At 63.3% G+C, this 11,978-nt stretch carries 9 protein-coding genes; all 9 read right to left on the bottom strand.

Annotated features, from left to right (window positions below; translation table 11 throughout):
- Nucleotide 1: 1 nt before the first annotated feature.
- The 9 genes from CU110_RS05650 to CU110_RS05610 are packed head-to-tail and all read right to left on the bottom strand — an operon-like array spanning nucleotide 2 to nucleotide 11,970.
- A complete protein-coding gene (locus tag CU110_RS05650) occupies nucleotides 2-1,120 on the bottom strand; it encodes a hypothetical protein (protein ID WP_077374048.1) in 1,119 nt (372 codons plus the stop codon).
- Between the two features lie 29 nt (nucleotides 1,121-1,149).
- Nucleotides 1,150-1,893, bottom strand: a complete 744-nt coding sequence (locus tag CU110_RS05645) for a phosphoribosyltransferase (RefSeq protein ID WP_164850284.1) — start codon at nucleotides 1,891-1,893, stop codon at nucleotides 1,150-1,152.
- A complete protein-coding gene (locus CU110_RS05640; protein ID WP_127734863.1) occupies nucleotides 1,877-4,387 on the bottom strand; it encodes an oligosaccharide flippase family protein in 2,511 nt (836 codons plus the stop codon). Before CU110_RS05640 ends, CU110_RS05645 begins: the two co-directional genes overlap by 17 nt.
- Complete coding sequence (locus CU110_RS05635) at nucleotides 4,378-5,040, bottom strand: WbqC family protein (RefSeq protein ID WP_127734860.1); 663 nt, start codon at nucleotides 5,038-5,040, stop codon at nucleotides 4,378-4,380. Before CU110_RS05635 ends, CU110_RS05640 begins: the two co-directional genes overlap by 10 nt.
- A gap of 3 nt (nucleotides 5,041-5,043) precedes the next feature.
- The gene (locus CU110_RS05630) at nucleotides 5,044-6,186 is read right to left on the bottom strand and encodes a DegT/DnrJ/EryC1/StrS family aminotransferase (protein WP_077374068.1); all 1,143 of its coding nucleotides are present in this window, start codon (nucleotides 6,184-6,186) and stop codon (nucleotides 5,044-5,046) included.
- A 21-nt stretch (nucleotides 6,187-6,207) separates the two neighbouring features.
- Nucleotides 6,208-7,518 carry an exopolysaccharide biosynthesis polyprenyl glycosylphosphotransferase gene (locus CU110_RS05625; protein WP_240499685.1) on the bottom strand — a complete coding sequence of 437 codons (1,311 nt, stop codon included), beginning with the start codon at nucleotides 7,516-7,518 and terminating at the stop codon, nucleotides 6,208-6,210.
- A 54-nt stretch (nucleotides 7,519-7,572) separates the two neighbouring features.
- Nucleotides 7,573-9,678 carry a polysaccharide biosynthesis tyrosine autokinase gene (locus CU110_RS05620; protein WP_240665488.1) on the bottom strand — a complete coding sequence of 702 codons (2,106 nt, stop codon included), beginning with the start codon at nucleotides 9,676-9,678 and terminating at the stop codon, nucleotides 7,573-7,575.
- Nucleotides 9,675-10,832 (bottom strand): polysaccharide export protein, encoded by a 1,158-nt coding sequence (locus tag CU110_RS16625; protein ID WP_240665487.1) that lies wholly within the window; start codon nucleotides 10,830-10,832, stop codon nucleotides 9,675-9,677. The genes CU110_RS05620 and CU110_RS16625 overlap by 4 nt, the downstream gene beginning before the upstream one ends.
- Nucleotides 10,777-11,970, bottom strand: coding sequence for a glycosyltransferase family 4 protein (locus tag CU110_RS05610; protein WP_240665538.1), 1,194 nt, complete (start codon nucleotides 11,968-11,970; stop codon nucleotides 10,777-10,779). The genes CU110_RS16625 and CU110_RS05610 overlap by 56 nt, the downstream gene beginning before the upstream one ends.
- Nucleotides 11,971-11,978: the final 8 nt, after the last annotated feature.

Below are 11,978 nucleotides of genomic sequence, written 5' to 3'. Positions count from 1 at the left end.
GTCAGTCGAGCAAGGCCGGGCGGCGTTCCTGCTGCCAGCGGCGAATCAGCCCGGTGTCGTAGGCCATGCAGACCACGTAGATGACCAGGAACGGGAAGCGGTAGCGCACTGCCGTCCCGTAGTTGAAGACCACCAGTCCATAGATGGTGAAGGCGCCGATCAGGTACAGCAGCCAGAAGAGCGTCTTCTCGCGCTGGACCTGCCAGCATTGCAGGGTCAGCCAGACGAGGAAGACCACCACCAGCAGATTCTCGCCGGCCTGGATCAGCTGCAGCGGGTTGGCCGCCTCCCAGGGCAGCGGTTTGATCAGGAAGTACAGCGCCCCCTGGATGCCCGTGACCACGAAGTCGCCGAAGCCCTGGATGATCTCGACATCCTCCTTCTTGCCGCCATCCTCGATGTACATGGCCGCGCGGAAGAAGTTGATCTGGTCCACCGCCAGCGGATAGATGATCAGTACGCTGGCGACCAGACCGACCAGCAACCAGCAGAAGCGCTTGGTGGAAAGGCCACGGCGGCTGACGTCGTAGACCACGTAGACGCCGAGGAACACCAGCATGATCAGCATGTTCTGGAACTTGATCAGCCACAGCGGCATCAGCATCAGCAGTGCCCAGCCCGGTCGCCGTTCGATGGCCAGCAGGAAGCTGGCCAGCATGAAGCCCGTCACCAGGGTGTCGCGCAGACTCAGCGAGCTGTAGAGCACCAGACTCGGGTAGCAGAGCAGGAACAGCAGCACCGCATGCGAGATGATCCCGCGGCGCAGCATGACCATCAGCCCGCCGATGTAGAGAAACTTGTTGAAGAATCCCAGACTGGAAATCGTCTCCACCAGCGGCAATGGCAGCAGGGCCAGCAGGCTCGAGGAGAACGAGACGGTCAGCGAGTGATCCATCGAGTCCCAGTCCATGCTGCGCATGGCCAGTACCTGCTCCCAGTAACGGAACTGGTCCGGCATGTATTCCGGCGAGAACAGCACATTGTTGAGTAGGTAAGGCACCAGGCTGCTCAGACTCAGGATGATCGCGACGTTGCGGGTCACCCACCCGCGCACGAAGCCCACCATCACCAGTACCAGACAGACGAGCAGATTGGGCAGGTCGAGCAGTATGGCTTCCATGAAACGGCTCAGTCCCTGACGTCGGTGTTTCATGCCACTCGCTGGAAGACGCCCCGTGCCTGACGCTCCCAGGAAGCCGGCAGCAGCTTCATCACCCGGCGGATGCCACGCTTGCATTGGCGTGTCATCCACTTGCCACGCTGCAACTTCAGCATGGCCAGCCATTCGGGGTTGACCATCTGCTGGGCATCCACGCAGTAGACCGGCTTGCCGGTCATCTGCGCGATGCTGCTGGCCTGCCCCACTTCACTCTCGATGAACAGCCGACAGCCCGACTCGCGGTAATAGCCGGCCTTGTGGCTGGCATGACAGCCCAGTTTCAGTCGCGCTTCCTTGCTCGGCAGATCCAGCATGATCAGTCGCTCATAGGTCACGCCATGGCGCGCAAGCCAGGCCTCCGTCTCGGGGCGGTACTTCTCGAGACGGTTGGTGACCAGCGAGTGCACCCGGTAGGTGGGCAGATGCAGCGGGGTCGCCTCGAGCAGGAATCTGCGATAGCGCGGGCCGTCATCGTTGTCTTCGGGAGAAGGATCGAGACACAGCACGCCATCGATATCCACGCAGGCATCCTCCAGTGCCGGATGGTGGAAGAGGTTCCACTGGAAGGCGCGCGGGTGTTCGAGCTCGACGAGCGCCAGATCCACTTCATTGGTGACCCCGGGGTTGGCGTAGATCACGCAGGTCATGATCTCGCAGGGGCAATCCGCCGGGATGCGCGCCAGGGAGGCCTTGAGCGAGGCACCGCTGTTGAGGCTGTCATCCACCAGCAGCACGCGACGATAGGCCCAGGCGCTCGCGCAACTTGCGCGTGATGCCCTTGCCGGGCACGCCATCCGCCAGGAAGGTATCGAGATCGGTACAGGCGCGATTGAGCATCGCGCTGATCATGTAGGCCGGCACCATGCCACTGCGCGGAATGCCGACGATCAGGTCGAAGTCCCCTGCCTGCAGGCGTGAGATCTGACTGGCGATGTCACGGCCCAGATCGCCGTAGCTGCGATAGTTCATGCCGCTGCCTCCGTGCCCGCGGCGGAAGTTGGCGAGGCGCTGCTGGGTGGTGCCGGGCGCCATCACGTACTGCTTGAAGTAGTGATAGAGCGGGATATACAGGGTGTCGGCTTCCGGCAGCGTGCGCGTGGCGCCATAGAAGGTGTCGATGGCGGCCAGCATGTCGCGCTGGTAGCGCTGCTCGACCTCATGATCCTGCTGCTGGGAGGTCCAGGAGCCCTTGGCGTTGCGACGATAGACGCAGGCGGCATCCTCGTAATAGAGCGTCTCACCCAGCAGCGCCATGTAGGCCTGCAGGAAGAAGTCCATGATCGGCGCACCACGGTAGGATTCCAGCATGGCGTCCACATGCGACTCCACGCGGCGGAAGGTCAGCGCCGGTGACGGAATGGAGCCGCCCCGCAGCCCGATGATGGCCTCGGGGGAGAGACGCGCGACGCTGTCGGCATAGCGGCAGATGATCGAATGCTCATCGCGATGCTCGTCATACTCGATGGCCGGGTGGAAGCACACGGTGGCACGCGGGTTGGCATCGAACAGCGCCACCTGACGCGCCAGCTTGTCGGCCTTGACCCAGTAATCATCCCCTTCGCAGTAGGCGATGATGTCGCCGCGCATCACCGGCATGCAGAAGGTGATGGGCCACACGTGCTGCGAGTACTGGTTCACGTCCTGCAGGATCGGCCGGATGATGGAGGGGTAACGCGCGGCATAGTCCTCGATGATCTCGCGCGTGCCGTCGGTGGAGGCATCATCATGCACCACGATCTCGAAGGGAAACCGCGTGCGCTGCATCAGAAAACCATCCAGCGCCATCGCGATGTAGTCGCCGTGATTGAAGGCGAAGCACATCACCGAGACACGCGGCGTGGAGAGATTCCCCTCCCAGTCCGCCATGATGGTGGCTTCATCCGCCGGTGCCGGGGGAACCGGAATCGGCCCTTCCTCGAGGGTGCCCCCCGTGACCGGGGTACCCTGCGCCTGGGAATAGCTCAATTCCAGCATCAGGCTCGGCAGGAAGTCGACGCACTGCTCGCGGATGCTGTAATCGATCAGCGTTCGCGAGAACCACGCATTGGGGATGTAGGACAGCACCGCCACCACGATCTGACCGATCAGGATCGCGATCACGCCGTGTTGCCAGGTGAGCGCCAGCACCACGCAGATCAGCAGCTTCTTGATCACCTCAAGCCCCAGGAACAGGTCCGAGCGCCCCTTGACCTTGAGCACATTGAGGTTGAGCGAACTGAGCGGATACATGACGGCGGCAATGCACATCAACTGCAGATAGGGCACGGCGTCCAGCCAGCGGTCGGGGAACAGTGCCTCGAACAGCGGACGGGCCAGCGCCGCCATCAGCAGCACCCCGGGGAACAGCAGATAGACCATCAGCTGCAGAATGCGTCGATAGGCATCCTTCAGCCGCACCGGGTCATGCTGGATGCTGGCCAGGGCCGGGAAGGTCACGTTCTGGATCGCGGCGACCAGTTGATTGAGCACCAGCTCCTTGAGGCGATCCGCAAAGAAGAACAGCCCCGCCACCGAAGCCGCGAACAGCTTGGCGATCACCAGCACGTAGAGATTGACGAACACCACGTCCAGCATGCGCGACAGGAACATCTTGTAGCCGAAGCTGAACATGGCCTTGAAGGCGTCCATGTCGAAGGTCAGGTGCGGACGCCAGCTGCCCCACCACCACATCAGTGCCGTGGTCACGAAGGCCGCCGTCAGCATCTGGCCCACCAGCGCCCAGACCCCGAAGCCCAGCCAGCCCAGCAACACCGCGACGCTGCCCGAGATCACGCTGCCGGGGATGCCGGCCTTCATGCGGGTGCGAAAATCCAGCGCCCGGTTGAGCATCGCGCCCTGGATCACCTCGAAGGCGTTGATCAGCACCACCAGCCCGCCGATACGCACCAGCACGACAAGTCGTGGTTCAGCGTAGAAATCGGCAATCAACGGGGCGCTGAAGTACAGCAGCGCATAGGCCACCACCCCGAAGCCGATGTTGCTGAAGAAGGCGGTGCTGGCATCACGCGGGCCGAGAGTCGGCAGACGCAGGATGGCCTGCTGCAGGCCCGAATCCATCATGGCCGAGGCGATGGTCAGAAAGACCAGCACCATGGCCAGCAGCCCGAAGTCTTCCGGCAGCAGCAGACGGGCCAGCAGCAAGGTGACGATGCTGGCCATGCCACGGCGCAACAGCTGATCCATGAAATTCCACAGGATGCCGATGGTCGTCTTGTGGGTCAGTGACACGCGGCGACGCCTCCTCTCCCGACAGCAGGGTGTACTCCGCCAGCCGCGAGACGACGTCGGCGGGCGAGCACCACATCAGCACATCGATGATCGAGAGACTGCCGACGAACTCGCCCTCGCGCGAAGGCCTCCCCCCGGTAGAGCTTGCGCCCGCCGATACTGTTGACGTAGCCGCGCCCGCCGCGCTGGCGGGAAAGTTCAATCAGACGGTCCTGCGCCGACTGGCTGCGCTCGTAATCCATCTCGCTGGTCAGCGCGAAGCGACACTCGAGCCCCAGATAGCGGCAGATCGTCTCGAAGCTGAACTGGCACAGTGCCCCGATGCGGCGATCCTCATGCATGAGAATCGTCTGCAGCAGCGGCATGACCTCTGCGTAATGCGGCGCCTTGGCATAGGCATGGTGCAGAGTGGTCAACAGTGACTGGGGGGTCGGCGCGAACGACAGCTCGCTGATGCGCCGATTGGGTGAGGCATCCGGCACCGACAGCGTGAAGCGATGGGCCTTGCCCCCCAGCAGCACGCTGTTGCGGTTGATGTAGCCACGCGGAATGTAGGCGACGTCGTCATAGATGAGGAATTCGTCACAGGCGTGCATCAGCTGGAAGTAGCCCAGATGCGGCAACAGGTAGGGTTGCATGATCGCGATGTTCATCGTTCAGGCTGCCTTCTGATGCCGATCGACGATGACGCGCACCGCGGCGAGAATCTCGCTGACCTGAAGTCCCGAGAACAACGGCAGACACAGGATACGGCTGGCGATGTCTCTGGAATGCACGATCTCGGGCTGCTGGAAGTCCGCGTCCTGCAGGTCTGCCGCCGGTCGCCCCAGAAATGCCAGTGACTCCAGCGACGGACAGAAATAGCGCCGCGGCTGGTAGCCTTCCCGCTCCAGACGCTGCATCACCTCCAGCAGGACACTTTCGCTTTCCAGAATGATCGGGAAATAGGCGTAGTTGAGGCTGACGCCTGGCTGACGTGCCTGAAGCTGCACGTTGCCCTGAAACGCCTGGGCATAGGCATGCCAGACCAGCGCGCGGCTCTCGAGGTTGCCCTCGATCTCGTCGAGCACGCACAGCCCCATGGCGGCCTGGAACTCGTTCATCTTGGCATTGATGCCCAGCTCCTCGATGCACTCGGGGCCAGTGATGCCGAAGTTGATCATCTTGCGGGCACGCTCCAGGTCTTCCTTGCGCTTGAAGATGATCGCGCCGCCCTCGATGCTGTGGAACAGCTTGGTGGCATGGAAGCTCAGGGTGCTGGCATCCCCGTACGACAGCAGGCTGTTGCCACGGTAGGTCGCGCCGAAGGCATGGGCGCCGTCATAGATGACCTTGAGGTCGTGCTCTTCCCCCAGCGCATCGATGGCTTCCACGTCACAGGCGTTGCCGAACACGTGCACCGGCACGATGGCGCGGGTACGCGGCGTGATGGCTGCCTCGACCTGTGCGGGGTCCAGGCACAGGGTGGCAGGATCGATGTCCGCGAAGACCGGCTGCATCCCTTCCCACTTCAGGCTGCTGGCCGTGGCGATGAAGGTGAAGGGAGTCGTGATGACCTCGGCGGGTTCGCGCTGCCCGACCACGTTGTTGATCCCCAGCGCGCGATAGGCCACCTGCAGTGCCAGGGTGCCATTGCTGACCAGCAGCAGATGCTTGACGCCCAGATAGGTCTCCAGGCGCCGGGTCAGCTCCTGCTCCAGCGGGCCATGATTGGTCAACCAGCGGCTCTGGAAGATGGCATCCACATAACGATCGAAATTCTTCCGCTCGGGAAAATAGGGGCGCGTCACCGTGATCATGATCTCGACTCCTAGGGTCGGCTAGCGCGACCCGTTCCCGCTGATCACGATCCGGATGGTGCGAATCACCACCAGCAGATCCAGCCAGAAGGAAAAGTGCTTGATGTAGAAGAAGTCGTATTCAAGCTTGCGGATCATGCCCTCGACTTCCGCGGCATAGCCCTGCTCGACCTGCGCCCAGCCGGTGATGCCCGGGCGTACCACATGGCGGTAATGGAAGAACGGCACATCCTTGCGATACCAGTCCGCCAGATTCATCGATTCCGGACGCGGCCCGATCAGGCTCATGTCACCCTTGAGCACGTTGAACAGCTGCGGGAGTTCATCGAGACGGCACTTGCGGATGAAGCGCCCGACCCGGGTGATGCGCGGGTCACTGCCTTCCTGGGTGAAGCCGGCCCCCTTCATGCCGTCATACATGCTGCGAAACTTGTAGACGGTGAAGGGACGACAATGAAAGCCCATGCGTGGCTGACGGAAGACCACGGGGCCCGGACTGTCCAGTCGGATGGCCAGCGCGGTCAGCAACATCACCGGTGCCAGCAGCGGCAGCAGCACCAGCGCCACGCTGAAGTCCATCCAGCGCTTGATGACCTCGTAATCCTCACGTGGCATCAGCGAGCCGAATTCATTGGCATAGAGGTGATCGAGCAGCACGCGGCCGGTGATCATCTCGTGGGCCTGGGTGGCGTGATAGACGGGAATGCGGTGGATGGTGCAGTCAGCGAGGAAGCTCTCCCACTCACGGGGCATCTCGGCACGCAGGTCTGCCACCACGCCATCGATGCGCCGCATGCCCACGAGGTCCGGCCCCTTGAGCGTCAGCCACTCGACCTCGCGACGCTGACACAGCGCCGGCGCCTTGCCGAACGGCACCACGGCAAAGCGCATACGCCGGACATGGGTGTCGATGTAGTAGTAGGCCGTGCACAGGCTTACGGCGAGCAGGAAGGACAGGCCGACCTGATGACGAGAGTAGTCGAGATCGAAGACCCCCAGCGCCAGCATCAGCATCAGATAGCAGATGACGATGGTGGGTACCACGTAGAGGTAGGAGCGGGTCCCCGGCAGGCGCGACAGGCGATTGACGGCGGTGATGGACAGCGTATAGGCCACCCCCGTGCCGATCATGGCGTGCCATTGGGCATCGCTGGTCAGCCACCAGCCGTGGTCACCGGGTACCAGCTCGTTGAGCCCCGCCTGGTAGAGTGCCGGCGCGATCACCACCACCAGCATGCCGAAGACCAGCTGCAGGCGTTTGCTGGCGATCAAGCGCTCGTAATGATGCGAGTAACGACGCTGGTGCTCCATCGATAAGGGTAAACCGCTCATCGTGCCATCTCCTCCGTGATTCAAGCGTCATGAGAGCCGTGCCGCGACACGGCATCAGGTATAGCTGTAGTTGTAATACCCGTAGTGCTGCTTATCCCCGGCCTGCTGCTCGATGGCATTCAAGATCGCGCCCTTGACGTGGATGCCGTTGTTCTCGAGCTTCTTGCGAGCATGTTCCAGCTCACGCACCTGGTTCATGCCGAAACGCGCCACCATCAGGCTCGCGCCGACATGGCGCCCGATGATCAGCGCCTCGGTGACGGCGAGTACCGGCGGGGTATCGATGATGATCAGGTCATAGCGCTCTCCCAGCTGCTCCAGCAACTGGGCAAAGTTTTCCTGCATCAGGAGCTCGGACGGATTCGGTGGTGCCACCCCACGGCCCAGGAAGTCCAGGTTGTCGATGCGCGTGTGATAGATGACCTCTTCCAGAGGACTTGCGCCGCTGAGGACATCCGAGAGGCCGCCCTGCTCGGAGGTGCGCTGGAAGGCGTGGTGAAGATGTCCGCGCCGCATGTCGGCATCGATCAGCAGCACGCGCTGGCCGGCCTCGGCGCTCACCGCGGCCAGGTTGAGGCTCACGAAGCTCTTGCCGATGCCCGGACTCGGGCCGGTGAACATCACCGACTTGCGCTGATTGTCCAGCAGCGCGAAGTGCAGGCTGGTGCGCAGGCTGCGCAGCGCCTCGATGCTGATGTCGGAAGGCTGCGAGGTCGCCAGCACGCCCTGATAGATCTCGCGCCCGGACTTCTCGCCCTTGAGGCGCACGCGACGCATCATGCCCTGCTGCAGCGGCGAGAGCGGGATGGTGGCGTAGACCGGCAGGTCCAGGGACTCGATCTGTTCGGCGCTGTCGATGCCCTTGCGCATGGAATGCCGCAGCAGGATGCCCAGCACGCCCAGCAGGAAACCGGCCATCGCGAAGACCACCATCATCAGCGAGGTTCTCGGCGAGATGGGGCCAGGCTGCAGGACGGCGGGATCCAGAATCCGCACGTTGCCGACCGTACCGGCCTTCTTGAGGCGCACTTCTTCGCGCTTGTTGAGCAGCGCGACGTAGATTTCCTGGCTGACATTGACGTTGCGGTTCAGATTGAGCGCTTCGCGCTGCGCCGCCGGCAGCTGTTCCGCCTGCTTCTGGACCCGCGCCTTTTCCTGATTGAGGGAGTCACGACGCGCCACCAGTGCCCGATAGGCCGGGTGCTCATGGGTGTAGGCACGCGACAGCTCCGCCAGTCGCAGCTTGATCTCGGTCAGCTGGTTGTCCAGCCCCACCAGGTTCTCCATCACCTGCTGGCTCTCGGCGGTCAGGTCCACGGAATCGCGGCGGCGGCGATAGTCGTTGAGGGCGGATTCCGCCTCATCGAGCTGGCCGCGCAGCGTCGGGATCTGGTCACCCAAAAAGCCCAGCTGATTGTCGGCCTCGGCGGATTCGCGCTCGATGTTCTGCTGCAGGAAGACGTCGGTGATGGTGTCCAGGGTGCTGACGATGGCCTGCTGGTCGCTGCCGGACAGACTCAGGGTCACCACGCCGGTATCGCTGCCGTTGCGCTCGGCGGTGAAACGCGACTTGATGGAGTTGATGGCACTGAGGTCCGAGATGCTGGTCAGCGCGAAGCGCGCCCCGGGGCTGGCCTCCATGCGCTGGACGAAGACCTTGATGTCACCGGACAGCGCATTCTCGCCCACCGTGCCATGCATCAGCAGGTTGCCCTCGGCGTCCAGCAGGCGATAGTGCTGCTCATCGACCACTTCCAAGGTCAGCGTCTGTCCCTGCCACTGGCCGCCAAGCTCCAGCGTGGTGACCTTCAGGACGTCATCCCCCCAGGCATATTCATTGCCGCCGAGACTCTCCGGCAGACGCATTCCGCGATGGGACAGCCAGTCGCCGATGACGGGGTAGCGCACCGGTGTGACGACGATGTTGAGACGCTCACGCGCCACGGCCTGCCCGAGCACCAGCCGCGAGGCCAGGATCTCCAGCTCGTCACTGGTACTGCCCTCCTCGGGGCCTCCGGACTGACCCGTCAGCGTGCCCAGCAGGCTGGCGCTGCCGCCCTTGTCTTCGATCTGGATCAGCGAGTCAGCCAGATAGATGCGCTGCTGGCTGCCGACCACATAGATGCCGATCAACGTCAGCAGCACGGTGCTGGCGATCAACCACCAGCGACGATGCCAGAGCAGTGCCAGCAGGGTGCTGAAGTCCAGGCGACGCGTCGCGTCCCGGCCAGCGTCACCGGAAGATGGCCCTCGATGTCGTCGATGACCGAGACGAAGGCCCCGGTACTGGTGACCGACGGCAGCAACTGACTCAGCACGCGGTTCCAACGGCTGACCGGCGCCGCGGTGACATAGACCACATCCCTGGGCTGCAGCGGGAAGCGTGCCCCCAGCATCAGCGAGGTGGCATCGGAGATATCGAGCACATAGACGGTGGCGAGCTTGTCAGCGTCCGGGCCGTTCTCCCGGACCACGAAGACACCGGAGGGGTCGGCACGGTCCTCATCCACGCCACCGGCGCGTGACAGGGCATCGGTCAGACTCAGACGCTCGTTGCCCACCGGCATGTTGCCGGGCTTGAGGACCTGCCCCAGCACGAAGACGTTCTGGTCGGTCGCCACCGGGATGTTGATGACGTCGCCATCGTGCAGCAGGCGGTTCTCACGCATGTTGCCCTGCTGTAGCAGCTGATAGAGGCTCAGGTGCTCCTGGTGGCCGTCGCGGGTCAGGGTGATGTCGTGGGTATTGGCGAGTTCGGTGACGCCACCACTGGCACTGATGGCATCGATCAGGGTCAGGGGCACATCGGTGACCGGCACGAAGCCCGGCTCACGGACCGCGCCGCTCAGATAGACGCGCTGCGAGCGGAACTGGGCGACGGAGACGTTGACCTGCGGGTCGGTGATGAAGCGTGACAGGCCACGCACCAGCGAGGCGCGCACCTCATCCACGGTCATGTCCTTGACGTTGATGCGCCCGACGTAGGGGTAATACAGCGTGCCATCCGGCTGCACGATGTAGGTCAGCGCTTCCACCGTCTGGCGCTGAACACCCGTCTCCTGGGCCAGATCCAGCGGCGTGCTCAGATTGATGGCCAGGATGTCACCGCCACCCACGCGGTAGACGTAGCGCTTGATGTCATCCACCAGAGCGTCATCGGCCGGGGCTGTCTGAGCCGGGAGTGCGCGATAACTGCTGATCAAGGCCGGCGTGATCGGGCTGACCGTGACATGGTCCGACAGCGGCGCCGTCTCGACCTCATAGTCCATATGGCCGCCAGGGGCGAAGGCACAGCCTCCCAAGGCGGCCAGCATTATCGCCAGGGAAACTCCCCGCAGCGTCGATCTGGTCGATCTCTTCATAACCTCTGTCATCCCCTGTAAGCCGGCTGGTGTAGAGCTCCAGATGCCCGGCCAGCGCCGTGTTGATGTGGTAGCTGCCGCCGTGGCGTCGCGCGTTGCGCGCACAGCTGCGTCGCAGCTCCTCGTCAGCCACCAGGCGGGTGAGAGCATCGGCATAGCGCGCCGGCGTCTGCTCATCCACCACCAGCCCGTTGCCGACCCGATGCACGACTTCTGCGCAGCCACCGACGTTGGTGACCAGCACCGGCAGCCCGCTCAGCGTGGCTTCCAGCAGCGAGATCGGCAGTCCTTCCCAGGCAGACGACATCAGGAAGATGTCCGATGAGGCCAGAAGCCCCGCCACATCCGAGATGTTGCCCAGCAAGGTGACCTGATCCTCGAGCCCGGCGTCACGGATCTGCGTGACCAACTCGGCCTTGAGCGGCCCCTCCCCGGCGATGCTGAGCGTGACATTCAACCCCTGTGCCTTGAGGCGGCGGCAGCTCTCGAGCATCAAGGGATACTGCTTGGCTTCGGTGAGACGTCCGATGGCTGCCAGCTTCACCGGGGTATCCAGCGCCGTCATCTGCCAGCCGCTGTGCTTGAGGCGTGCCCCCGAGACGGCATTGTCGATCTGGACCACCGGCCGCCTGACCAGCGGCGCAAGCTTGCGCGTGCAGGCGTGACAGATGCCGACATAGGCGCTGACGCGACGATCGAACAGTCGAAACAGCCAGTTGGGCGCCCCCAGCTCGATACTGTGCACGGTCATGATCACCGCAAGCTTTCGTGGCAGCAGGAAGGCGAACATCAGCGCGTAGTAGAGATGGCAATGCACCACATCCGGGGCGAATCGATTCACTTCCGCGCGCAGCCGCGTGCCGCCCCGCCAGGGACGGCGACGCGTGTCGGCGCCCAGAAACGAATGACTGATGCCCGCCTGACTCAGCTGGGCCAGGAAGTGCCTTTCATAGTCCAGATCTCGCCCGCACTGCTCAGCGGTTTCCAGAAACGTGACATGAACGCTGTGCCCCGCCGCGACCATGGCAAGGCTCAGGTCCTTGACGTAGACCTCGGCACCTCCTGATGCGGGGGTCGAGATGACATGCATGATTCTCA

Source organism: Cobetia sp. ICG0124 (genome assembly GCF_004006355.1).
GTDB lineage: Bacteria > Pseudomonadota > Gammaproteobacteria > Pseudomonadales > Halomonadaceae > Cobetia > Cobetia marina.
This window is presented reverse-complemented; position numbering and strand designations above follow the sequence as displayed.

Excerpts from the sequence above, each read along its gene's own strand:
- CU110_RS05635 (WP_127734860.1), bottom strand. The coding sequence starts at position 5,040 with ATGAACATCGCGATCATGCAACCCTACCTGTTGCCGCATCTGGGCTAC.
- CU110_RS05630 (WP_077374068.1), bottom strand. The coding sequence starts at position 6,186 with ATGATCACGGTGACGCGCCCCTATTTTCCCGAGCGGAAGAATTTCGAT.
- CU110_RS05650 (WP_077374048.1), bottom strand. The coding sequence starts at position 1,120 with ATGGAAGCCATACTGCTCGACCTGCCCAATCTGCTCGTCTGTCTGGTA.
- CU110_RS16625 (WP_240665487.1), bottom strand. The coding sequence starts at position 10,832 with ATGCTGGCCGCCTTGGGAGGCTGTGCCTTCGCCCCTGGCGGCCATATG.
- CU110_RS05610 (WP_240665538.1), bottom strand. The coding sequence starts at position 11,970 with ATGCATGTCATCTCGACCCCCGCATCAGGAGGTGCCGAGGTCTACGTC.
- CU110_RS05625 (WP_240499685.1), bottom strand. The coding sequence starts at position 7,518 with ATGAGCGGTTTACCCTTATCGATGGAGCACCAGCGTCGTTACTCGCAT.